Annotated in this window: 23 protein-coding genes and 1 pseudogene; 13 read left to right on the top strand and 11 right to left on the bottom strand. The window is 71.9% G+C overall.

The features are described 5' to 3' along the window. Positions 1-71 precede the first annotated feature (71 nt). From CCL05_RS24110 to CCL05_RS24075, 8 genes are read left to right on the top strand one after another with little or no spacing between them, the layout of a single operon-like run. Positions 72-1145, top strand: coding sequence for a sugar ABC transporter substrate-binding protein (locus tag CCL05_RS24110; protein ID WP_086562572.1), 1074 nt, complete (start codon positions 72-74; stop codon positions 1143-1145). Beyond that, positions 1142-2632 carry a sugar ABC transporter ATP-binding protein gene (locus CCL05_RS24105; RefSeq protein ID WP_086562571.1) on the top strand — a complete coding sequence of 497 codons (1491 nt, stop codon included), beginning with the start codon at positions 1142-1144 and terminating at the stop codon, positions 2630-2632. The genes CCL05_RS24110 and CCL05_RS24105 overlap by 4 nt, the downstream gene beginning before the upstream one ends. Then, complete coding sequence (locus CCL05_RS24100; RefSeq protein ID WP_086562570.1) at positions 2625-3653, top strand: ABC transporter permease; 1029 nt, start codon at positions 2625-2627, stop codon at positions 3651-3653. Before CCL05_RS24105 ends, CCL05_RS24100 begins: the two co-directional genes overlap by 8 nt. A gap of 36 nt (positions 3654-3689) precedes the next feature. Next, on the top strand, positions 3690-5033 hold the full coding sequence (locus CCL05_RS24095; protein WP_086562569.1) for an L-fuconate dehydratase: 1344 nt from the start codon (positions 3690-3692) through the stop codon (positions 5031-5033). Then, complete coding sequence (locus tag CCL05_RS24090) at positions 5030-5785, top strand: SDR family NAD(P)-dependent oxidoreductase (RefSeq protein WP_086562568.1); 756 nt, start codon at positions 5030-5032, stop codon at positions 5783-5785. The genes CCL05_RS24095 and CCL05_RS24090 overlap by 4 nt, the downstream gene beginning before the upstream one ends. After that, on the top strand, positions 5782-6780 hold the full coding sequence (locus tag CCL05_RS24085) for an aldo/keto reductase (RefSeq protein ID WP_086562567.1): 999 nt from the start codon (positions 5782-5784) through the stop codon (positions 6778-6780). Before CCL05_RS24090 ends, CCL05_RS24085 begins: the two co-directional genes overlap by 4 nt. After that, positions 6777-7094 carry an L-rhamnose mutarotase gene (locus CCL05_RS24080; RefSeq protein WP_086562566.1) on the top strand — a complete coding sequence of 106 codons (318 nt, stop codon included), beginning with the start codon at positions 6777-6779 and terminating at the stop codon, positions 7092-7094. The genes CCL05_RS24085 and CCL05_RS24080 overlap by 4 nt, the downstream gene beginning before the upstream one ends. Continuing rightward, entirely contained in the window at positions 7091-7918 is an 828-nt protein-coding gene (locus tag CCL05_RS24075; protein WP_086562565.1) for an amidohydrolase family protein, read from the top strand. The genes CCL05_RS24080 and CCL05_RS24075 overlap by 4 nt, the downstream gene beginning before the upstream one ends. On the opposite strand, the gene CCL05_RS24070 is transcribed toward CCL05_RS24075, so the two are convergent. Further along, a complete protein-coding gene (locus tag CCL05_RS24070; protein WP_086562564.1) occupies positions 7906-9327 on the bottom strand; it encodes a lipase maturation factor family protein in 1422 nt (473 codons plus the stop codon). The genes CCL05_RS24075 and CCL05_RS24070 overlap by 13 nt on opposite strands. A 263-nt stretch (positions 9328-9590) precedes the next feature. Here CCL05_RS24070 and CCL05_RS24065 point away from each other — a divergent pair, with 263 nt between their 5' ends. Further along, positions 9591-11678 (top strand): SpoIIE family protein phosphatase, encoded by a 2088-nt coding sequence (locus CCL05_RS24065; protein ID WP_086562563.1) that lies wholly within the window; start codon positions 9591-9593, stop codon positions 11676-11678. 60 nt (positions 11679-11738) lie between these two features. Beyond that, complete coding sequence (locus CCL05_RS24060) at positions 11739-12602, top strand: Fpg/Nei family DNA glycosylase (protein WP_086562562.1); 864 nt, start codon at positions 11739-11741, stop codon at positions 12600-12602. Positions 12603-12632: 30 nt separating this feature from the next. Here the strand turns inward: CCL05_RS24060 and CCL05_RS24055 are convergent, their stop codons facing one another. The 3 genes from CCL05_RS24055 to CCL05_RS24045 all read right to left on the bottom strand — a co-directional run bounded on the left by CCL05_RS24055 (position 12633) and on the right by CCL05_RS24045 (position 14647). Then, on the bottom strand, positions 12633-13286 hold the full coding sequence (locus CCL05_RS24055) for a zf-HC2 domain-containing protein (protein ID WP_086562561.1): 654 nt from the start codon (positions 13284-13286) through the stop codon (positions 12633-12635). A gap of 151 nt (positions 13287-13437) precedes the next feature. Continuing rightward, complete coding sequence (locus tag CCL05_RS24050; RefSeq protein WP_086562560.1) at positions 13438-13950, bottom strand: hypothetical protein; 513 nt, start codon at positions 13948-13950, stop codon at positions 13438-13440. A gap of 151 nt (positions 13951-14101) precedes the next feature. Beyond that, positions 14102-14647, bottom strand: a complete 546-nt coding sequence (locus CCL05_RS24045) for a sigma-70 family RNA polymerase sigma factor (RefSeq protein ID WP_020275827.1) — start codon at positions 14645-14647, stop codon at positions 14102-14104. Between the two features lie 222 nt (positions 14648-14869). Here CCL05_RS24045 and CCL05_RS24040 point away from each other — a divergent pair, with 222 nt between their 5' ends. Beyond that, complete coding sequence (locus tag CCL05_RS24040) at positions 14870-16024, top strand: CapA family protein (RefSeq protein ID WP_086562559.1); 1155 nt, start codon at positions 14870-14872, stop codon at positions 16022-16024. Positions 16025-16042: 18 nt separating this feature from the next. Here CCL05_RS24040 and CCL05_RS24035 read toward each other — a convergent pair whose 3' ends face one another. The 3 genes from CCL05_RS24035 to CCL05_RS24025 form a co-directional block, all read right to left on the bottom strand. Beyond that, positions 16043-17455, bottom strand: a complete 1413-nt coding sequence (locus CCL05_RS24035) for an amino acid permease (protein ID WP_086562558.1) — start codon at positions 17453-17455, stop codon at positions 16043-16045. A 96-nt stretch (positions 17456-17551) separates the two neighbouring features. Then, positions 17552-17989 carry a pyridoxamine 5'-phosphate oxidase family protein gene (locus CCL05_RS24030; protein WP_086562557.1) on the bottom strand — a complete coding sequence of 146 codons (438 nt, stop codon included), beginning with the start codon at positions 17987-17989 and terminating at the stop codon, positions 17552-17554. A 74-nt stretch (positions 17990-18063) separates the two neighbouring features. Then, positions 18064-18525 (bottom strand): universal stress protein, encoded by a 462-nt coding sequence (locus CCL05_RS24025; protein WP_086562556.1) that lies wholly within the window; start codon positions 18523-18525, stop codon positions 18064-18066. A 401-nt stretch (positions 18526-18926) separates the two neighbouring features. Between CCL05_RS24025 and CCL05_RS24020 the strand changes: the two genes are divergently transcribed. Next, positions 18927-19760, top strand: coding sequence for a polysaccharide deacetylase family protein (locus tag CCL05_RS24020; RefSeq protein ID WP_086562555.1), 834 nt, complete (start codon positions 18927-18929; stop codon positions 19758-19760). A 40-nt stretch (positions 19761-19800) separates the two neighbouring features. On the opposite strand, the gene CCL05_RS24015 is transcribed toward CCL05_RS24020, so the two are convergent. Then, positions 19801-20469 (bottom strand): class F sortase, encoded by a 669-nt coding sequence (locus CCL05_RS24015; protein WP_086562554.1) that lies wholly within the window; start codon positions 20467-20469, stop codon positions 19801-19803. 367 nt (positions 20470-20836) lie between these two features. On the opposite strand from CCL05_RS24015, the gene CCL05_RS24010 reads away from it, so the two are divergent. After that, positions 20837-21325 carry a hypothetical protein gene (locus tag CCL05_RS24010; RefSeq protein ID WP_167409605.1) on the top strand — a complete coding sequence of 163 codons (489 nt, stop codon included), beginning with the start codon at positions 20837-20839 and terminating at the stop codon, positions 21323-21325. Positions 21326-21441: 116 nt separating this feature from the next. Here the strand turns inward: CCL05_RS24010 and CCL05_RS24005 are convergent, their stop codons facing one another. From CCL05_RS24005 to CCL05_RS45650, 3 genes and pseudogenes are all read right to left on the bottom strand, one after another. After that, the gene (locus tag CCL05_RS24005) at positions 21442-21999 is read right to left on the bottom strand and encodes a hypothetical protein (protein ID WP_086562553.1); all 558 of its coding nucleotides are present in this window, start codon (positions 21997-21999) and stop codon (positions 21442-21444) included. A gap of 223 nt (positions 22000-22222) precedes the next feature. Next, positions 22223-22987: a bestrophin-like domain gene (locus CCL05_RS24000; RefSeq protein WP_086562552.1), complete on the bottom strand. Its 765-nt coding sequence runs from the start codon at positions 22985-22987 to the stop codon at positions 22223-22225. 24 nt (positions 22988-23011) lie between these two features. Beyond that, a pseudogene (locus CCL05_RS45650) lies at positions 23012-23223 on the bottom strand (hypothetical protein); the annotation flags it as partial.

The following is a 23223-nucleotide window of genomic DNA, read 5'->3' as shown; positions in this document are numbered from 1 at the left end:
GTTCCGTCGGGGGAGTGGTCTGATAAGTATGCGGGCATCTGCTGGAAGACCGGTCGATGGGAGGGCCTCAGATGCCCGGAAGCACAGCCCGCAAGCGGAACAGGTCCCGGATCGTCGGCACGGTGGCCTTGGCCGCCGGCGCCTCCCTCCTGCTCGCCGCGTGCGGCAGCACCAAGGACACCGGCGCCTCCAGTACCGGCGGCGGCGACGGCAGCGGCAAGGTCGGGGTCGTCCTGCCCCTGCTGACCTCGCCGTTCTGGCAGTCGTACAACGACTACGTGCCGAAGATGGCGAAGTCCGAGGGCGTGGACGCGATGAAGACCGTCAACTCCAACAGCGATCCCTCGCAGCAGATCACCGACATCAACAACCAGCTCAACCAGGGCGTCAAGGGCCTGGTCGTCGCCCCCCTGGACAGCGCCGCCATCGAGGCGGGCCTCGACCAGGCCGAGCGCAAGGGCGTGCCGGTCGTCGCCGTGGACGTGGCGCCCGACAAGGGCAAGGTCGCGATGGTGGTCCGGGCGAACAACGTGGCGTACGGCGAGAAGGCCTGCCAGTACCTCGGTGAGCACATCACCTCCGGCAAGGTCGTGCAGATCATGGGCGACCTCGCCTCGGTCAACGGCCGCGACCGCTCCGAGGCGTTCCGCGCCTGCGTGAAGAAGAACTTCCCGAAGCTGAAGGTCCTGGAGATCCCCGCCAAGTGGGAGTCCGACGCGGCGGCCTCCAAACTCGACACCCTCCTCAACGCCAACCCCGACCTCAAGGGCATCTACATGCAGGCGGGCGGCGTCTACCTCGCGCCCACCCTCCAGACCCTGAAGTCCAAGGGAATGCTGAAGAAGGCCGGGCAGCCGGGCCACATCGCCATCGTCTCCAACGACGGCATCCCGCAGGAGTTCGACGCGATCCGCAAGGGCGAGATCGACGCGACCGTCTCCCAGCCCGCCGACGCCTACGCCAAGTACGGCATGTACTACATCAAGGCGGCGATGCAGGGGAAGACGTTCAAACCCGGCCCGACGGACCACGACTCGACCATCGTCAAACTGCCCAGCGGCATCCTGGAGGACCAGCTGCCCGCGCCGCTGGTGACGAAGGACAACGTCGACGACCCCAAGCTCTGGGGCAACACGGTCAAATGAGTACCCCTCTGGCTGAAGCGCGGGGCGTCGTCAAGCGGTACGGCCCCACCACCGCCCTCGCCGACGGACAACTCACCGTCCTGCCGGGCGAGTCCCACGCCCTCGTCGGACGCAACGGCGCCGGCAAGTCGACCCTCGTCAGGATCCTCACCGGCCTTGAGGCCCCCGACGAGGGCACCGTCCGCTTCGACGGCGACCCCGCGCCCCCGCTCACCGACCGCGACGCCTGGCGCCGCAAGGTCGCCTGCGTCTACCAGCACCCGACGGTCGTCCCCGAACTGACCGTCGCGGAGAACCTGTTCATCAACCGGCAGCCGCTCCGGCGCGGGTTCATCAGCTGGCGCCGCCTGCAGACCGAGGCGTCCCGGCTCCTCGACACCTGGGACGTGCGCGTCGACCCCGGCGCCCGCACCGCCGACCTCAAGGTCGAGGACCGGCAGATGGTGGAGATCGCCCGGGCCCTCAGCTTCGGCGCCCGCTTCATCATCCTCGACGAACCCACCGCCCAGCTCGACAACCGCGAGATCGAGCGGCTGTTCACACGCATGCGCGCCCTGCAGGACTCGGGCGTCACCTTCCTGTTCATCTCCCACCACCTCCAGGAGGTGTACGAGGTCTGCCAGACCGTCACGGTGCTGCGCGACGCCCGCTGGATCACCACGGCCCCGGTCGCCGACCTGCCCCGCCAGGCCCTGGTGGAGGCCATGGCGGGGGAGACGATCGCCGAACAGGCCGAGCGGCTGCGGACCGCCTCGGCCGCCGGGCCCGTCCTCCTCGACGTCCACGGCCTCACCTCGCCCGCGTACGAGAACGTCGACCTCACCGTCCGCCGCGGCGAGGTCGTCGGACTCGCCGGATCCAGCGCCAGCGGCAAGATCGAGCTCGCCGAGTCGTTCACCGGACTGCACACCCCCACCGGCGGGACGGCCCGGATCGACGGCGCCCCGCTGCCGTTCGGTGACGTCCAGGCCGCGCTGAAGGCCGGTGTCGGCTTCGTCCCCCGCGACCGGCACGACGAGGGCCTGGTGTTCGGCATGTCCATCGGCGACAACGCCACCCTCAGCGTCCTGGACCGGCTCGGCCGCTTCGGCTTCGTCGGCACCGACCGCAAGCGCGGGGTCGCCACGGCGCTGATCGAACGCCTCGACATCCACGCTCAGGGCCCCGACCAGCCCGTCTCGGACCTGTCCGGCGGCAACGCGCAGAAGGTCGTCATGGCCCGGGCCCTCGCCTCCGACCCACGGCTCCTCGTCCTCGTCAACCCGACCGCGGGCGTCGACGTCAAGTCCAAGGAGTCCCTGCTCGCCCGGGTGGACAGCGCCCGTGAGGACGGCACCGCCGTGCTCGTCGTCTCCGACGAACTCGACGACCTCAGGCGCTGCGACCGGGTCCTCGTCCTCTTCCACGGCCGTGTCGTCGCCGAGCACCCGGCCGGCTGGCGCGACCACGAGCTCATCGCCTCCATCGAAGGAGTGGACCATGGCTGAGACCAAGGCGGCCCCGCCGCTCGCGCCCGCGCGAGTCACCGACCCGCGCGCCGCCAAGGCCGTCCTGATCCGCCGCGCCCGCGAACTCGCCCTGGTTCCCGCCCTGTTGCTGCTCCTCGTGCTCGGCGCGGTGGTCAACGACTCGTTCCTCACCGAGCGGAACATCGTCTCGATCCTCGGTGCCTCGGCCGCCCTCGCGATGGTCGTGCTCGCCGAGTCCCTCGTGCTCATCACCGGCAAGTTCGACCTGTCCCTGGAATCGGTCGTCGGCATCGCACCCGCCGTGGGCGCCCTGCTCGTCCTGCCCGCCGCCCAGTCCGGCTGGGGCACCGAACTCCCCGCCGCCCTGGCCCTGTCGGCGATCGTGGTCGCGGGTGCGGCCGTGGGCGCCTTCAATGGCCTGCTCGTCGTGAAGTTCAAGCTCAACGCGTTCATCGTGACGCTCGCGATGCTGATCGTGCTGCGCGGCCTGCTGGTCGGCGCGACCAAGGGCAAGACCCTGTTCGGGATGCCCGACAGCTTCTACGCGCTGGCGACCACCACCTTCCTCACCGTGCCGCTGTCGGTGTGGTTCGCCGCGCTCGCCTTCGCCGTCGCCGGGCTGGTCCTGAAGTACCACCGGGTAGGCCGCGCCCTGTACGCCATCGGCGGTAACGCGGACGCGGCCCGGGCGGCGGGCATCCGCGTGGAGCGCGTCATGCTCGGCGTCTTCGTCGTCGCGGGCGCGCTCGCCGCCGTCGGCGGCATCATGCAGACCGGGTACGTCGGCGCGATCAGCGCCAACCAGGGCCAGAACATGATCTTCACCGTGTTCGCCGCCGCGGTGATCGGCGGCATCGCCCTCGACGGCGGCAAGGGCACCATGTTCGGCGCCCTGACCGGCGTCCTCCTGCTGGGCGTCGTGCAGAACCTGCTCACCCTCGCCCAGGTGCCGTCGTTCTGGATCCAGGCCATCTACGGCGGGATCATCCTGGTCGCCCTCATGATCGCCCGGGTCACCACGGGCCGCGCCCAGGACTGACCAGCCCGCCTCCGCAACCGACCCGAAAGGCCCTCAGTGTCCCCGACGCCCGCCCGCATCATCGCGGTCGACACCCACGACATCCGCTTCCCCACCTCGCGCGAGCTCGACGGCTCCGACGCGATGAACCCGGACCCCGACTACTCGGCGGCCTACGTCGTCCTGCGCACGGACGCGGCCGACGGGCACGAGGGGCACGGATTCGCCTTCACCATCGGGCGGGGCAACGAGGTGCAGGTCGCCGCGATCGACGCGCTGCGCGGACACCTGATCGACCGCTCCGTCGACGACCTGTGCGCCGACCCGTCCACCCTGAACCGCGACCTGATCGGCGACAGCCAGCTGCGCTGGCTCGGCCCCGAGAAGGGCGTGATGCACATGGCGATCGGCGCGGTCGTCAACGCCGTGTGGGACCTGGCCGCCAAGCGCGCCGGCCTGCCGCTGTGGCGGCTGCTCGCCGAGGCCGAACCCGAATGGCTGGTCCGCCAGGTCGACTTCCGCTACCTCACCGACGCCCTCACCCCCGAGGAGGCCCTGACCCTGCTGCGCCACGGCAGGCAGGGCGCCGAGGAGCGCACGGCCCGGCTGCTGGAGCGCGGCTACCCCGCCTACACCACCTCGCCCGGCTGGCTCGGCTACGACGACGAGAAACTCACGCGGCTCGCGGACCGGGCCGTCGCCGACGGCTTCCGGCAGATCAAGCTGAAGGTCGGCGCCGACCTCGACGACGACATCCGCCGCTGCCGCGTCGCCCGGTCCGTCATCGGCCCGGACGTCCGCATGGCCGTCGACGCCAACCAGCGCTGGGACGTCGACGAGGCGATCCGCTGGACCAAGGCCCTCGCCGAGTTCGACCCCTACTGGATCGAGGAACCGACCAGCCCCGACGACATCCTCGGCCACGCGGCGATCCGCCGCGCCGTCGCCCCCGTGAAGGTCGCCACCGGCGAGCACGTGCACAACCGGATCGTCTTCAAACAGCTCCTCCAGGCCGGCGCGCTCGACGTCCTCCAGATCGACGCGGCGCGCGTCGGCGGCGTCCCCGAGAACCTCGCGATCCTGCTGCTCGCGGCCAAGTTCGGCGTCCCGGTCTGCCCGCACGCGGGCGGCGTCGGCCTGTGCGAACTCGTCCAGCATCTGTCGATGTTCGACTACGTGGCCCTGACCGGAACCACCGAGGACCGTGTCATCGAATACGTCGACCATCTGCACGACCACTTCCTCGACCCGGTCGTCATCAGCGAAGGTCATTACACGGCACCCAGCGCGCCGGGGTTCTCGGCCGCCATGCGGCCCGAGTCGCTGGCGCGGTACACCTACCCGGGCGGCGAGTTCTGGGCCGCCGACCTCGACAAGCAGAAGAAGGGTCGGGCTGCATGAGCGACTTCGAGGGCATCAGGGCCCTGGTGACGGGCGGCGCCTCCGGCATCGGCCGGGCGACCGCGGAACTCCTGGCCGAGCGCGGCGCCCAGGTCGCCGTCCTCGACCTGGACCCGTCGCAGGTCGACAAGCCCCTGACGGCCTACCGCGCGGACGTCACCGACGACGCCTCCGTGCGCGAGGCCGTCGCCGCGGCGGTCGCCGACCTCGGCGGGCTGGACGTCCTGGTCAACAACGCGGGCATCGGCGCCCAGGGCACCGTCGAGGACAACTCCGACGAGGACTGGCACCGCGTCTACGACGTCAACGTCGTCGGCATGGTCCGCACCACCCGCGCCTGCCTGCCCCACCTGCGCGCCTCCGCGCACGCGGCCATCGTCAACACCTGCTCCATCGCGGCCACCGCGGGCCTGCCGCAACGCGCCCTGTACAGCGCCACCAAGGGCGCCGTGTACTCGCTGACCCTCGCCATGGCCGCCGACCACGTCCGCGAGGGCATCCGCGTCAACTGCGTCAACCCGGGCACGGTCGACACCCCCTGGGTCGGCCGCCTCCTCGAAGCGGCCCCCGACCCGGCCGCCGAACGCGCCGCCCTGGAGGCCCGCCAGCCCACCGGCCGCCTGGTCGGCGCCGGCGAGGTCGCGGGCGCCATCGCCTACCTGGCGAGCCCCCTGTCCGGCGCCACCACGGGCACCTCGCTCGCCGTCGACGGCGGCATGCAGGGCCTGCGGCTGCGGCCGGTGACCCGGTGAACCGGCTCGGCCGCAGCGGCGTCGGGGTCAGCGCCCTGTCCTTCGGCGCGGCCGCGATCGGCAACCTGTACACCGAGGTCGGCGAGGAGCAGGCCCACGAGGCGGTGGAGGCCGCCTGGCAGCGGGGCATCCGCTACTTCGACACCGCCCCGCACTACGGCCTCGGCCTGTCCGAACGCCGCCTCGGCGCCGCCCTGCGCGGCCACCCCCGCGAGCAGTACACGATCTCCACCAAGGTGGGCCGCCGCCTGGAGCCCGCGGACGGCACCGGCGACGACCTCGCCGGCGGCTTCGCCGTGCCCGCCACCCACCGGCGCGTCTGGGACTTCAGCGCCGACGGCATCCGCCGCACCCTGGAGTCCAGCCTGGAACGCCTCGGCCTCGACCGGGTCGACGTCGTCTACCTCCACGACCCGGACGAACACGCCGAGTGGGCCTTCCGCGAGGGCTACCCGGCGCTGGAGAGGCTCCGCTCACAGGGCGTGGTCGGGGCGATCGGCGCCGGGATGAACCAGGCGGAGATGCTCACCCGCTTCGTCCGCGACACCGACGTCGACGTGGTGCTGTGCGCCGGCCGCTACACCCTGCTGGACCAGAGCGCCCTCACCGGCCTGCTGCCCGCCGCCCACGACCGCGGGAAGTCCGTCGTCATCGGCGGCGCCTTCAACTCCGGCCTGCTGGCGAACCCGCAGCCGGGCGCGAAGTACAACTACACCGTCGCACCCTCCGACCTCGTCCAGCGGGCGCTGCGCCTGAAGTCCGTCGCCCACCGCCACGGCACCACGCTGCGCGCCGCCGCCCTGGCCTTCTGCGCCGCCCACCCGGCCGTCGCGAGCGTCCTCGTCGGAGTCCGCTCGGCCCACGAAGTGCGCGACTGCGCCCACCAGTTCGCCGCCCGGGTGCCCGCCGCGTTCTGGCGGGAGCTGCGCGCCAAGGGCCTGCTGCCCGCCGAGGCCCCCGTCCCCGGCGAGGTGCCGTCGAAGGAGCCGTCATGAGGGTCGCCCTGCACACCAAGGTCCGCGCCGACCGCATCGCCGACTACGAGGCCGCCCACCGCGAGGTGCCCGAGGAGCTCACCGACGCCATCCGCGCCGCGGGCGCCACCTCCTGGACGATCTGGCGCAGCGGCACCGACCTGTTCCACGTCCTGGAGTGCGAGGACTACGCCCGTCTCCTCGCCGAGCTGGAGAAGCTGCCGGTCAACGTCGCCTGGCAGGCCCGCATGGCCGAACTGCTGGACGTGGTGCACGACTACTCCGGCGAGGGCGCGGACGCCGGCCTGCCCGTCGTCTGGGAGCTGCCGTCATGACGGTCGTCGACGCCCACCACCACGTGTGGGACCTGTCCGTGCGGGACCAGGACTGGATCGCGGAAGGCAGCCCGATCCGGCGGGATTTCACGGTGGAGGACCTCGCACCCGAGGCCCGCGCGGCGGGCGTCGACCGCACCGTCCTCGTCCAGACCGTCACCGTCGCCGAGGAGACCCCGGAGTTCCTCGCCCTGGCCGCCGGGCACGAGCTGATCGCCGGGGTCGTCGGCTGGACCGACCTCACCCGCCCCGACGTGGCCGACGAGCTGGCCCGGCTGCGCGAACTGCCCGGCGGGCGGTACCTCAAGGGCATCCGGCACCAGATCCAGGGCGAGCCGGACCCGGAGTGGCTGCTGCGTCCGGACGTGGGCCGGGGCCTGACCGCCGTGGCCGACGCGGGGCTGGTGTACGACCTGGTCGTGCTGCCCCACCAGCTCCCGGCCTGCACCAAGGCGGCCGCGTCCGTGCCGCACCTCACCTTCGTCCTGGACCACTTGGGCAAGCCGCCCATCGCCTCCGGCGCCCTCGAACCCTGGGCGTCCGGCCTCCGCGCCCTCGCGGCGCTGCCCAACACGGTCTGCAAGCTCTCCGGCATGGTCACCGAAGCCGACCTCGCGTCCTGGACGATCGACGACCTGCGCCCGTACGCCGACGTCGTGCTGGAGGCCTTCGGCCCGGACCGTCTGATGTTCGGCTCGGACTGGCCGGTGTGCACCCTCGCGGCGGGCTACGGCGACGTGCTCGACACCGCACGCCGGCTGACCGGCCCGTCCGAACACGCCCGGATCTTCGGAGCCACTGCCACCCGCGTCTACGACCTCTGAGCCACCCCGGTCAGCCGCGTCGGCGGCAGATACTCCCGTACATACGTCCGCTCCCAGCACGCGCCCGTCTCCCGCAGCTCGCGCCAGGTCGTGTACCGGTAGCGGAAGAGGCGGGCGCGGACGAAACGGGGCGGCGCGTCGGGCGGGAACGGGGAGCGGCGCAGCAGCTTCAGCGTGTCGCGGTCGTTCTCCAGCAGCCGCTCCACCAGGACGCCGAACCATACCCCGGCGTACGCGGGGGAGAGGGCCGCGAACCACATCATCCAGTCCAGGCGCAGATGGTACGGCGCGAACTGGCGCGGCCAGCGCCGGGGATCACCGGGCTTGCCCTTGAACTCGTACTCCCGCCAGCCGGAGTCCTCGCGGGGGACGTCGTCGGCCGTGCCCTCGACGACCACCTCGAAGCGGACCCGGCCGACGCTGCCGAACGCGCCGTAGGTGTTGACCAGATGGAGCGGGTCGAAGGAGCGGTTCATGATCTGCCGGCGGGAGATCATGTTGCGGACCGGCTGGTAGCTGAGCCCCACCAGCAGCGCGGCGACCGCGAGGACCACGACCTCGTACCAGAGCGGCGCGCCGGGCACCGACGGCGGATCGGCCGGGAACTGCACCGCCGACAGGGCCAGCACGATCGTGATCCAGTTCAGCCAGGAGAAGTTGCCCGACAGCACCAGCCACCCCTGCGTGACGATCATCAGCGCGGCGGCGGCCGACGCGACCGGCTGCGGGGTGAAGAGCAGGAACGGCACCACGAGTTGCGTGACGTGGTTCGCGGCCACCTCGACCCGGTGCAGGGGCCTGGGCAGATGGTGGAAGAACCAGCTCAGCGGGCCCGGCATCGGCTGCGTCTCGTGATGGTGGTCCAGGCAGGTCAGCTTCCGCCAGCACTCGTCGCCCCGCATCTTGATCAGCCCCGCGCCGAACTCCACCCGGAACAGGATCCACCGCAGCAGGAACAGCACGACGACGGGCGGCGCCACCTCGTCGTTGCCGAGGAACACGGCGAGGAAGCCGACCTCCAGGAGCAGCGACTCCCAGCCGAACGAGTACCAGGTCTGCCCGACGTTGACGATCGACAGGTACAGCACCCACGGCACCAGCCACAGCAGCATGCCGCCCCACAGGGGCAGAGCCGAGTCGAGCCCGGCCAGCAGCGCCGCCGACACCGCGCAGCCCGCCCACGCGCAGACGGCGAAGAAGCGGTCCGAGTAGTGCACCTGGAACAGGCTCGGCGCCCGCTTGAACGGCACCCGCTCGACGAACCGCGGCACCGGCAGCATGCCGCGTTCCCCGAGCAGCGCGCGGAACTGCAACGCCGCCGTCAGGAACCCGACCAGGTACACGGCGGCCAGGGCCCGCTGGAAGACCAGCCGGCTCAGCCAGTAGTCGGATGCGGTGAACCAGTCCACGGCTGTGCGTTCCTCCCAGTGCGGCGCCGGACCCCGGCGTCACGTTCCGTGTACCAACGCTCCGGTTGCGTGACCCGAGTGAGTGTGCGGCCACCACGACGGCTACCCCCTCGCCCGTGCCCCGAACGCCGGAGACGGTACGCCGACCTCATCCTCGTCAGCCCCACGGACATCTTCGGTAACGGAGGGCCGGTTCGGCGGAGTGGCCCGTAAACTCAGCACATCCGGTCGAAGAATCGGACGAATCCTGGCAAGGTGGGCCCATGGCTGATCGGGGAGCGAGTGCCCTGTCCCTCCCGGACGACTGGCCCGCCCACCCGGACCCGATCCTCGCGCTCAACCGGATGGGCAGCTTCGACTGGGATCTGGACACCGGCCTGATGCACATGGACGCCCAGGCCCACGACATCTTCGACGTGCGGCCCGACGAGTACGACGACCATCCCGAGACGCTCGCCCAGCGCGTCCCGCCGGATGAGTCCCGGCGCCTGGACACCGCAGTCTCCCAGGCCCTGAAGGACGGCAGCGAGAACTACGGCGCCTACTTCCGAGTCCGCCGCCGCGACGGCTCCCTGCGCTGGACCCACACCCAGGGCTACATCCGGCGCGACGACACCGGACGGCCCCGCCGCATCATCGGCATCGTCCGGGACGCCACCCGGGAACTCGCCGAGAGCGATGCCCGCAGCGACGAGGCCGCCCAGGACGAGGCCCGCCGGCAGCAGACCAGCGTCGTCGAACTGACCACGGCCGCCCTCGCCCACGCCCGCACCGTCCAGGACGTCATCGACGTCCTCAAGGACACCCACGGGCTCACCCACCTGGGCGCCACCAGCCTCGTCATGGGCCTGGTCGAGGCGGGCCGCATACGCCTGGTCGCCGAGGGCCCCTCGGACAGCTTCGTGCCCGGCACCCGCATCACCCGGATCGACGAGCCCTACCCGATGAGCGAGGCCGTACGGACCCTCGGCCCCTGCTTCATCGAGTCGCCGGAGGAATTCGCCGAGCGCTACCCGATCCTCTGGCCGCACATCACCGACCTGAACATCACCTCGGCCGCCTATCTGCCGCTCATCGTCCAGGCCCGGCCGATCGGCGCCATGGGCCTGCTCTACAGCGACCGGCGCGGCTTCACGCCCGAGGAGCGCAACATCCTCGTGGCCCTCGGCAGCAGCATCGCGCAGAGCCTCCAGCGGGCCATGTTCTACGAGCAGGAGATGGACCTGGCCCAAGGCCTCCAGCAGGCCATGCTGCCCCGGACCATCCCCAGCGTGCCCGGGGCCGACATAGCCGTCCGCTACCGCGCCGCCACCATCGGCGGCTCCGTCGGCCGGGACATCGGCGGCGACTGGTACGACCTGATCCCGCTGCCCGGCGGCCGGGTCGGCGCCGTCATCGGCGACGTCCAGGGCCACGACACGCACGCGGCGGCCGTGATGGGCCAGCTGCGCATCGTGCTGCGCGCCTACGCCGCCGAGGGGCACACCCCGGCGACCGTGATGGCCCGCGCCTCCGTCTTCCTGCACGAACTCGACACCGACCGCTCCGCGACCTGCCTCTACGCGGAGGCCGACCTGTCCACCGGCGTGCTCCAGATGGTCCGGGCCGGCCACATCGACCCGCTCGTGCGGCACACCGACGGCTCCTGCCGCCGCGTCACCGTCCCGGGCGGCCTGCCGCTCGGCCTGTCCGCCGAGTTCGGCCGCCTCGACTACCCGGTGAGCACCGTGGAGCTGGACCCGGACGAGACCCTGCTGCTGTGCACCGACGGCCTGGTGGAGCAGCCCGGCGCCGACCTCGACGACGGTATGCGCACCCTCACCGCACTCGTCGCCACCGGCCCCGACGACGTACGGGACCTCGCCGACCGGCTCATCGACGTGGCCGCCGAGCGCGGCGGCGACGACGACGTGGCGCTGCTCCTGCTGCGCCGGCGCGGCCCGGACAGCCCGCGGTCCGGCCAGCGGCTCCAGCGGCACGTCGCCCCGGGCGACCCGGCGGCCCTGGCCGAGGCCCGGCACATGATCCGCACCGCGGTCGGCGTCTGGGGAGCCCGGGAGCGCGCCGACGACATCGAGCTCGTCGCCGACGAGCTGATCACCAACGCCCTGATGCACACCGAGGGCTCCGCGATCGTCACGCTGCGGGCCCTCACCGGCTCCGAGCGCCGGCTGCGCGTCGAGGTCGAGGACTCCTCCAGCGCCCTGCCACGCCGCCGTGAGGCCGGTGAGTCGGGCGTCTCCGGCCGGGGCCTGCTGCTGGTCGAGCTGCTCGCCGACGTGTGGGGCGTGGAGGCACGCGGCGGCGGCAAGGCCGTGTGGTGCGAGTTCGTGGTGCCCGACCACGACTAGGGTCCTTCTGGCGGATCTCCGCAGGAGAAGGACCCTGACCTCACGTGGCACTCTGGACCTATGCCGGAACTCCCCGAGGTCGAGGCGCTCAAGGACTTCCTCACCGAGCACCTCGTCGGCCACGAGATCGTACGGGTGCTGCCCGTCGCGATCAGCGTCCTGAAGACGTACGACCCGCCCCTGGCCGCGCTGGAGGGGCACGAGGTCGCCGCCGTGCGCCGGTACGGCAAGTTCCTCGACCTCGCGACCGACGGCGGGCCGCACTTCGTGACGCATCTGGCCCGAGCCGGCTGGCTGCACTGGAAGGACCGGCTCCCCGACGGCCCGCCCCGCCCCGGCAAGGGCCCCCTCGCGCTGCGCGTCGCCCTGGAGACCGGCGCCGGGTTCGACCTGACCGAGGCCGGCACCCAGAAGCGGCTCGCGGTGTACGTCGTGGCGGACCCGCAGGAGGTCCCCGGCATCGCCCGGCTCGGCCCGGACCCGCTGGCCGACGACTTCGACGAGCCGCGCCTCGCGGAGCTGCTGGCCGGTGAACGGCGCCAACTGAAGGGCGCGTTGCGCGACCAGGCCCTGATCGCGGGTGTGGGCAACGCCTACAGCGACGAGATCCTGCACGCGGCGAAGATGTCGCCCTTCAAGCTGGCCGCGTCCCTGAGCGAGGAGGAGACCGGGCGGCTGTACGCGGCCCTGCGCGACACGCTCACCGAGGCGGTCGAACGCTCCCGGGGCGTGGCGGCCGGCCGGCTGAAGGCCGAGAAGAAGAGCGGCCTGCGCGTGCACGGCCGCACCGGTGAGCCCTGCCCGGTGTGCGGCGACACCATCCGCGAGGTGTCCTTCAGCGACTCCTCGCTCCAGTACTGCCCGACCTGCCAGACGGGCGGCAAGCCGCTGGCGGACCGCAGGATGTCCCGGTTGCTGAAGTGACCCGTTCCCGCCCGTCGCGCACGGACCGGCCTACTGCGGCTGGAGCCTGACCAGGACCTCTCCGGACGCCGAGCGGACCTCGTAGCGGGCGGTCTCGTCGGGATGCTTGGAGGAGCTGGCCATCATCGTGCTGGGCCGGTCGTCGTGTCCGGGTCCGTGCCAGCTGGTCGCGGTCTCCTCGGTGCCGTCACGGCCGACGATGACGAGGTGGCAGGGGCGGGGACCGGCGGCGTCCTTCACCTTCAGTTCGACCTGGCTGCCCGAGGCCTTGTCCTCCACCGTGACCTGGGCCCAGACGCCCGACCGCGCGTCGGTCGCCGCGATCCGCACCGGCTCCTCGGCGCCGCCCCGCGCCATCATCGCGACGCCGGGTACCGACACGGCGATGACCACCGACGCGGCCAGGCCGAACAGCATGCGCCGGCGTCCGGCCCGGCGCCGCGTCGCCACCTCGGCCAGCAGCCGGTCCAGCATGCGCGGCCCGGGCTGCGCCATCGGGTGCACGAACCGTGGCGTCGCCCGCCGGTAGAGCATCAACTGCCGTGTCGTCGGGCCGAATTCCGTCACCTCTGCGGCGCACCGAGGGCACTCCATGAGGTGGTCCTCGAAGCGGAAGGCCTCCGCCTCGTCCAGCACGCCGAGCGCGTAGGCGCCGACGTCGCGATGCCTTTCCAGGGACCTCATGCCGAATCCTCGTGCCGTTGGGTGCGGGTGGGGTTACTCCTTGCTCCCACCGGTACGGACCAGGCAGCGGAATCACTCAAGCCGGTGACACAATCGCAACCAATGGATTCGGAGCCCTCCGGCCCGCGGATTGGTCCGGGACCGCAGAAATCTAGAAAAGGTGGATGGCGAGGTGCCCCAGCGGCAGTCCGAGCTGCCAGGCGGGCGTCCAGACCTTTGGTCCCTCGTCCTCCCCGACCACCGGAGCGCCGCCCGGCACCGCGTTCAGGTCGGGCGCGAGCAGCTCGGTCTCCTGGAGCCAGCGCCAGGCCTCTTCCGCCAGATCCAGGTCCGGCGCGGGCCTGCCCGACCCCGCGGCCGCGGCGGTGAGCTCGGCCAGCCGCTCGCGCACCCACTCCTGCCACGGCTGGTCGTAGGCCGTCAGTGACAGCCATGTCTCCAGCTGCGTGACGACCCGGATGCCGGACAGCTCTCCCTCGGTGTCGGCGAGGAAGATGGTCAGTGCCAGTGCGTCCCGCCCCGCGCGGAACTCGAAGGACGTCGGCGGCATCAGATCGCCGGTCCGCAGCAGCTCGTCGGCGATGTACTCGGCATACAACCACGCCATGGGGACGGTCAGTTCACCGTCGGCGCCGTCCGTGCCCTCGTCGCTTCTGTGCAGCATCCCTTCCTGCCTTCCTCCGGTACGTGCGCGTCGCCCGACACCGGGCCCCGGGGCGCTGGATGCCCCCTCCGGAACACGGATGGGAACAGCCGATTACTCAACCGGGGTCCTCAGCAAGGCGCTTTACGGAGGCTTGACTCGGCCATTGGTTTCAGCGCAGGTCGGCGGCGTATCCAGGAAGCACCCGGCGCAGGGCGCGCAGCGCGTAGTACGCGCGGGACTTCACGGTACCGGGCGGGATGCCGAGGGTCGCCGCGGCTTCCGCCACACTCGCCCCCTGGAAGTACACGAGCACCAGGACTTCACGGTGTTCCGGAGTGAGTGTCTTCACAGCCCGGCGGACGTCGAGCATCGCCGCGGCCCGCTCGGCGTGGTCGGAGATGACCCGCGCGTTCTCCAGCACCGCGTCGCCGACCTCGGCCGGACGCGCCTGCCGGGCCCGTCGGGCGTCGATCGCGAGCCGCCGCCCGACGGTCATGAGCCAGGGCCGTACGGAGTCGAAGTCGTCGGCGCGCAGGGCCTCGGGGTGCTGCCAGGCACGCACCAGCGTCTCCTGCACCAGGTCCTCCGCGCGCTGCCGGTCGCCGTCGCAGAGCCGGAGCAGGAGCGCGAAGAGGGGCCGGCCGTGCTCCCGCTGCAGTGCGGCGAGCTCGTGCTCGGCGGTCGTCCCGTTCGTGAGAGTGGATCCGGCCGTCATGGCCGTATGCCACCGCAGGGCGCGGCCGGGGGACAGGGCACGTACCGGCTTGTGCGGCGGACGGTCGATCGCGTCGACGAACGGTTCGACGAACGGTCACGGCCCCCGGCCATGCGGGTGCCGGACGGGCTGATGAGCGTGTCGGAGCCGCATGGGGCGGCGTGCGCCTTCTTTCCTGTTTGTGTGTAAATACGACCACAACGCCCACAGTGGGGTGAATGGATGATCGCACGCAGTCGACAGGTGGCCCTGGCCCTGACCGTCGCCCTCGCCGCGGGAGCCGCCTGCCAGGCCCGCAGTCACGAACCGGGCGGGCACGGACGCCCGGCACCGTCCGTGGCCGCGCCACGCGGCTTCACACTGGTCGCCTCCGGCGACGTCCTCCCGCACAGCTCGATCATCGACCGGGCCCGCTTCGACGCCGGAGGCACCGGCTACGACTTCCGGCCGATGCTCGCGGGGATCCGCTCCGTCGTCTCCGGCGCCGACGTGGCCCTGTGCCACATGGAGACCGTGTACGGCGCGAACGGCCAGTACACCGGCTACCCGGCCTTCAAGTCCCCGCCCGAGGTGGCCCCGGCCCTCGCCGCCACCGGCTACGACGGCTGCTCCACCGCCTCCAACCACACCCTCGACGACGGCGCCGACGGCATCGGCCGCACCCTCGACGCCCTCGACCGCGCGGGCGTCCGGCACGCCGGCTCGGCACGTAACGAGGAGGAGGCCCGCACGGTGACGGTCCTCCAGGCCGGGCCGGCGAAGGTCGCCCACCTCGCCTACACCTACGACACCAACGGCATCCCGCTCCCCGACGGCCGGCCCTGGGCCGTCAACCTCATCGACGAGGCCAGGATCCTCGCGGACGCCCGCGCCGCGCGCGAGGCGGGCGCCGACGTGGTCGTGGTCTCCCTGCACTGGGGCACCGAATGGCAGGACGACCCCGACGAACGGCAGCTGACCCTGGCCCGCAGTCTGACCGCCGCGCGCAGCGGGGGCCGCCCCGACATCGACCTGATCCTCGGCACCCACGCCCACGTCCCGCAGGCCTACGAGAAGGTCAACGGCACCTGGGTGATCTACGGCATGGGCGACCAGATCGCCGGCGAGATGACCAACCACCAGGGCGCCAAGGACCCGCGCGGCAACCAGTCCACCCTCGGCCGCTTCACGTTCACCCCGCCCGCGCGGCCGGGCGGCCGCTGGGAGGTGACGAAGGCCGAGTTCGTCCCGCAGTGGTTCGACGTCGACGCCGGCCGGGTCGTCAACCTCAACCGGGCGATCGCCCAGGGCGCCGGCGTCCAGGCCGTCCGCGACCGCATCCGCGACATCGTGCTCAGCCGGGGCGCGGCCGAGGACGGCCTGGTGATGGGGGAGTAGGCCGGCGCAGCCGCCCGGTCAGCGCCGCGCCAGCTCCGAGCGCCGGTAGGAGTAGCCGAAGTAGATCACGAGCCCGATCGCGAACCAGACGGCGAACCGCACCCACGTCTGCCACTGGAGGAAGGTGATCAGCCAGATCGAGAAGACGATGCCCGACGCCGGCACCACCGGCATCCACGGCGTACGGAACGTGCGCGGCAGGTCCGGCTGCCGGTAGCGCAGCACGATCACCGCCGCGCACACCACCACGAACGCCAGCAGGATGCCGATGTTGGTCAGTTCGGCCGCCTCGCCGATCGGCAGGAAACCGGCGATGGCGGCCGACGCGACCCCCACGATCCAGGTGACACGCGTGGGCACGTGCCGCGTCGGGTGCGTCTTCGCGAACCACTTGGGCAGCAGCCCGTCACGGGACATGGAGAACCACACCCGGGTCACGCCCAGCATGAAGGTGAACATCACCGTGAGGATGCCGATGATCGCGCCCACCGCGATGACGTCCGCGAGACCGCTCAGCCCCACCGACTTGAACGCCGTCGAGAAGCCGCTCTCCTTGTCGATGTCCTTGTAGTCCTGCATGCCCGTCAGCACCAGGCAGGCCGCCACGTACAGCACCATCGAGATGACGAGCGAGTAGACGATCGCCTTCGGCATGTGCCGCTGCGCGTCCTTGGACTCCTCGGCCGCCGTCGACATGGCGTCGTAGCCGAAGACCGCGAAGAACACCGTCGCCGCGCCCGTGAACGCACCGCCCACCCCGTACGGGAAGAACGGGTTGTAGTGCGCCGTGTCGATGTGGAACACGCCGACCCCGATCACCAGCAGCACGACCAGGACCTTCAGCACCACCACGACCGTCTCGAACCGGGCCGCGTTCTTGATGCCGAGCGTCAGCAGATAGGCGATGAGCAGGCACAGCAGCGCCGCGAACAGGTCGACTCTGTGCCCGTCGCCGGTGCCGGGCGCGCCCAGCATCCAGTGCGGCAGGTCGGCGCCCATCTCGCCGACCAGGAAGCTGAAGTAGCCCGAGATGCCGATCGCGACCACCGCCACGATCGCCGTGTACTCCAGCAGCAGGTCCCAGCCGATGAACCAGCCCGCGAACTCGCCGAGCACCGCGTAGCCGTAGGTGTAGGCGGAACCGGCCTTCGGGATGAGGCCGGCGAACTCGGCGTAGGACAGAGCGGCCGCGGCACTCGCGAAGCCCGCGACGAGGAAGGAGACGAGCACGGCCGGACCCGCCGTGCCGTTGGCCACGGTTCCCGCGAGCGTGAAGATGCCCGCGCCGATGATGCCGCCGACCCCGATGGCGGTCAGCTGCCACAGCCCAAGAGACCGTTCCAGCTGGGTGCCCTTGCCGACTTCCGTCTCCTCGATCTGCTCGATGGGTTTGCGACGGAGAATCCCTTGTCCCATCCGGAGCCCGGCCATGCGCCTCACCTCTTCGCGATCGGCAAACGGCTGATGGCGGATGATGATGGCCCAGGTGCTCCCGCGACGGAAGACACCGCGCAAGGCCCCGCCGCCTCACGGGGCCACGGCATAGCTCAGGTCGTGCGCGACGAGGGACTCGGGCTCCAGCCGCAGCCACACCGTCCCCCGCTGGGCGGGGTCGTCGTACAGATAGCGCACGAAGCGCTCGTCCCACCGCTCCTCGTCCGCGCCCAGATAGCGGACCAGCTTGCGCCTGCCGCGCTCGACACCGAACGGCACGAGTTCGGCCCGGCCCCGCGCAATCACCTGCCGGACCAGCCCGGTCGCCAGATCGCACTCGTCCACCACCAGCGCGACCCCGGGATCGGCCCGCACCCGGCCGAAGAGGCGGGCCCAGGGCCCGGTCAGCACCCAGAAGGCGCCCTCCTCCCACAGGAACCAGACGGGGCGGACCGTCGGCCCGTTGGTGGCGAGGCGTGCGGTGAGGGGCCGGCGCAGGAAGGCGTCCACGTCGAAGGCGTAAGAAGTCACCGCCGCATCATCGGGCCCCCGCGCCCTCGTGCCTACCGGCCGGGGACCTAGGCCCCCGGTCCCCCGATCAAGGCCTACGGCACCACCGTCACCGGCCACCGCCCGGCCTTCACCAGACGCACCGCCACCGATCCGACGAACCGGTGGCCCGCCTGCTCCGACGCGCCCACGACCACCGCGTCCGCCTTGAGTTCGTCCGCCGCCTTCACCAGGCCGCTGTACGGGTCGCCGCGGAACGTGTGGAACTCCCAGCGGACCTCGAATATCCCCTTGAGCCGCTCGGCCGCGTCCCGGATGTACGCCACCAGGTCCTCGGCGATCTCGTCGGTCGTCTCGGCCACCGGCGCCCCGAGCGCCGCGCCCGCCGCCAGCACCGGCTGCACGTACACCAGAGCGAGCAGCGCGTGCTGGCGGCGGGCCAGACCGGCGGCGTAGGCCGCGGCCCGCAGGGACGAGTCGGAGCCGTCCACCCCGGCCACGATCACCTTCGGCCCGTCCGTGCCCCGTTCGAACTGAGGGGAGTGCTGTTCCGTCACGCCGCGAGGTTATCGGAGGCCGCCACTCCGGTCCTGCGCGGGAGCCTTCGCGGGGCGAGACGACGCGGGTGCTGAACTTCGCCGTCTTCCGCTCCGTGTTCGAAGAGGGCGGTGTCCGTACCTTCCCTGCACAAGCTCCGGAGAAAAGGGCACCCGAGGGCGGACAGCGGCCCGCCACCACGCAGGGGCTGCCGTCACTGGCGGCGCTCGGCCTCGCCGGAGGGGACGGGACCGAGCCCGCCGACCCTCTCTCCTGCCCGGCCAGGTCCGCGTCCGGCACCGCGAGCTCGGCCGGCTGCGCGCCGCCGTTGACCCGTCTGCTTGGCCCGGTCGGGTGAAAACGTGCCGCCGCACCGGTGTTGCTCAGGTGCGTCGGCCTTCCACCGGGCGACTGATGAGTCATGAAGAAGGATCAGTTGCTCACCCGCCGCCGACTGTTGATCGCGGGCACCGGCGTCGTGGGAGCGGCAGCCACGGCCGGTGTGCTCACAGCGGTCACCGAGGAGGGCCCCGCCGGGTCCGTCCCGGCGGCGGGACCCCAGCCCCGCAGCCCTCGCAGCGCCTCCGCGTACCGTCTGCAGCCCCTGACCGGATACGGCCCGCCGCAGGCCGCGCCGCGCCGGACCCTGGTACGCCGCGAACCGCTGCTGCGCCTGTCCGGACGCGGCCGGACCATGGTGCTGACCTTCGACGACGGGCCCGACCCCCGCTACACCCCGGCCATCCTCGACACCCTGGCCGAGTACGACGTGCGCGCCATGTTCTTCGTGTGCGGGGAGATGGCCGCCGACCACAAGGTGCTGCTGGCCCGGATGGCCGACGAGGGCCATGTCGTCGGCAACCACACCTGGTCCCACCCGCTGCTCACGCGCCTCACCCGCCGGCAGATCCGCTCCCAGATGGAACGCACCTGCGACGTCATCGAGGAGGCCTACGGCGAGCGCCCCGAGTGGTTCCGCGCCCCCTACGGCGCCTGGAACCGCGCCGCCTTCCAACTGGGCGCCGAACTCGGCATGGAACCCCTCGCCTGGACGGTCGACACCCTGGACTGGACCACCCCCGGCACCCGGTCCATCGTCGACCGGGTCGAGAACGGCGCGGCCCCCGGCGTCGTGGTCCTCTCCCACGACGCCGGGGGCGACCGCTCGCAGAGCGTGCGGGCCCTGCGGCGCTACCTGCCCGAACTGCTGGACTCCGGCTACCACGTCACGGTGCCCCGGCGGGACAACGCCTGAGACCTGCCGCCGGGCCTTCGCCCGCCCGGCCGGGGAACGCTCAGCGCACCTCGACCAGGCGGGCGAAGGCGACGACGTTGCCCTCGTAGCCGTTCTGCTGGGAGAAGCCGCCGCCGCAGGTGATGACCCGCAGTTCCGCCGCGCCCTTGGAGGCGTAGACACGGTCGCCGGGGAAGTCGTCCTTCGCGAACACCTCGATGCCGTAGATCTCGAACACGGCGGTCTTCCCGTCCTGCCGGGCGACCTCGACGCGGTTTCCCTTCTTCAGGGCCCCGAGCGCGTAGAACACGGCGGGGCCCTGCTGGTTGTCGACATGGCCGACGACGACCGCCGTGCCCTTCTCTCCGGGGGCGACGGCGCCGGTGAACCAGCCGGCCAGGTTCGGGTCCTCCGGGGGCGGCGCGCCGACCCAGCCGTCCGCGTCCAGGCCCACGAGAATTATCGGCGCGTCGACCTGGATCGCCGGGATCCGGACCCGGTCCGGGAGGGAGTAGGGGAGGGGCTTGACGGCCCCGGCGAAGGTGGCCCCGGGCAGGCGGCTGTCCGCCGCGGCCGCGGTCGCCGGCTGCGGCGGGCCCTCGTCGAATTCCCCCGAACCATTTCGGATGAGCGCGAGGCCGGTCAGCAGAACCAGCGCGATCACGCCCCACGGGGCGCGCTTCTTCCGCCGCGCCTCCTCTTCCGCCTCGGCCAGCTCGGACGCAGACATGGGCCATCCCCTCTCGACGCGGCCGTGCCGTGTCGTTCGCGCATACCAGAACGCTAAGTGCCGCGCGCGAAACCGGCGACGGGGCCGGAGCGAACGGGTGGCGCAGGGCCGTCCCGGGGCACGGGCTGTCCGGGGCGGCCCGCAGCCGTGAGGTGCGCCATCCGAGTTGCCGCCACGAGGAAATTTCTGACGGTCCGTGACCTGCGGCGATATCCGATTGCGCGGTTTCCCCGCAGTGCCTTCTCTCACCAGGACGGACCATTCCCGAAATGCGGCTCAGGGCAAGGCAACTGACTGTCTTTCTGGGAGGCGCTTTCTCGCCGATCGACCGGGGACGGGTCCCGGGGCGTCTTCCGCGGAGGTTCACATGCGTAACACTCGTGCCCTGGCGGTCGCCGGCGCCGCGGTCGCGGCCCTCGGCCTCTCCGCACCCGCGGCCGTCGCGTGGGACACACCCAGCAACATCGTCGCCCTGCCCAGCGTGATCGCCCGCGGCGGCCAGCTGACCATCACGGTCGACGGCTGCCGCCACGGTGGCACGGCTACCTCCAACGCGTTCACGATGCCGGCGAAGCTCTCGCCCATCCGCAGCGCCAGGCAGACGGCGAGGGGCACCGCCACCATCAGGAACAACGCTCGTCCGGGGCCTTACGACATCACGGTCACGTGTGACGGCAGGACCCTGACCAAGCCGCATGCCTTCACCGTCATCGGCGGTGTCCGCGGCGGTGTCGGCGGCAGCAGCACCACCGGTGCGACCCCCACCGACATGGCCATCGGCGGTGGGCTCGTGACCGCCGCGGTCGTCGGCGGCGGGGTGTTCTGGATGCGCCGTCGCGCCGAGCGGCGCGTCTGACGCCTCGCTCCACGCTCCTTTGGGCCCCTTCGATACGAGCCGCCTCGCACGCGCAGGTCTTCGCCCCGGATCCGTCGACGGATCCGGGGCGAAGACCTGCGCGTGCGAGGGGCCGGTCAGCCGGTGTCCTCCTCGGTGCGGCGGCGGGCGAAGTGGTACGCCGTGCCCAGCGCGCCGGTGATCAGCGCGGCGCCGAGGCCGATCTCCTTGAGGTCGAAACCGCCGAGGGTGCCGCCCTCTCCGGCGTGCACGCCTTTCCACGGGTGGCGCTGGTGGTGCGTCGGGGGATGGTGGCGGTGGTGGTGCGTCGGGGAATGCGCCGGATCGCCGCCGGCGATGGTCAGGCGCGCGGTGCCGCTCGACCCGTCACAGAAGAACTCCACGTCGTACACGGCACCGGGCCGGGCGTCCCCGGCGACCCTGGCCGTCGCCGACGACTTCTCCGGCGGGATGGCGACCACGTCGAAGACCGGTGAGGAGACCGCTGCCTCCCCCTCGCACGCCTGGTTGCGCTCCACCACCAGCGTGACCAGGCCGTCCGCCGCGACGGTGGAGGGCTGGACATCGAAGGCGAAATCGGTCCGGTTGGCCGCGTCGGCGGCCGGCACGCAGGAGGTGAGGGCGCCGGCGCCCAGCAGTACGGCCGAGGCCGAAGCGACGCGTATCACGCGCATGGTGAAACCTCCGGGTCCCCGAGGAGCAGCCGCGGACCTGTTCCGCTCGCGCCGGAAATGCACCTCGATGCCCGAAACGCTAAGAACGTGTGCGCGGCTGCGCGATCGCAGTAGCGCGAATGGGTCACACGTGTGGGCCGCCAGGGGGAAGCCCGTTGACGCGACCGGGGGCGGCGACGGTGTGTCGCTCGCCCCCCGGCCCGGTTCCGTGGTGCGGGTGCGGTCAGTCCCCGGCCCCCGGGAAGAGGTTCAGGAACGGGTCCGCCGACGCGGTCACGCCCCTGCTGTAGGGCGAGTCGAAGTCCCAGATCAGGAACAGCAGGAAGGCGATCAGCGCCGAGAACAGCCCGGCGAGGATCAGTTCACGCGTCGTTCTGCGGATCTGGAGGACGAAGATCATCCCGATGGTGACGACGGCTCCGGCGATCAGCCCGAACCACACCACGCCCGGCATGGTCTCCCCGGTCGACTCCGACCGGGCGATCCGGGCCTGGCTGGCCGCGGTCACCTGGTCGACGAGCGGCTGGTAGGCCTGCGCCTCGAAGTCGGTCTTCGGCTCGTAGTCGGTGACGTCCTGCCGAACGCGCTCGAAGAGCTCACCGCCGCGCTCGGTGACCTGGCCCCGGTCGGCCATGGTGTCCCACTCGGTGGTGACGACATGGCTCACGTACGTATGGATGTCGTCCCGGATGCGGTCGCGCACATCGTCCGGGTAGACCCGGACCCGCTCCGAGATCTCGTGCAGCGCGGTGGCCTCCGCCTGGACGTGGTCCTGGGCGGCGCTGCGCCCCTCCCACACACCGGCGATCGCCAGACCCAGGACGATGGCGTACACCACGCCGATCCACATGGTCATGTACTCGATGACGTCCGGGGTCTCGCTGGGGTCCTCGTCGTCGGACGCCGTGCGGTGGCGTACGAGGGTGACGACGACCACCACCACACCGGCGGCCAGCATCGCGAGGGTGAGAACAAGCCATTCCGGCAAGAGATGCCTCCAGAGCTTCAGGGATCAGCGCGCGCGCAGCGCGGCGACGGCGACCACCGCGGGCACCGTGACGAGCAGGACGAAGGTGAGCGGCGACATGGTGTGGCGCACCGGCCGGGGCCGCGGCGCGGCGCGGTACCGCGGGTAGTGCACGGGCGCCGCGGACGGACGCGGAGTGGGCTTCGCCGACGGCTTCGGTGCCGGGGCGGGGGGCGGGGGAGGGACCGGCCGGGGGG

This window comes from Streptomyces africanus, assembly GCF_002150735.1.
Classification (GTDB): domain Bacteria; phylum Actinomycetota; class Actinomycetes; order Streptomycetales; family Streptomycetaceae; genus Streptomyces; species Streptomyces africanus.
The sequence above is the reverse complement of the archived record's forward strand: the minus strand, read 5'-3'. Positions and strand labels throughout refer to the sequence as shown.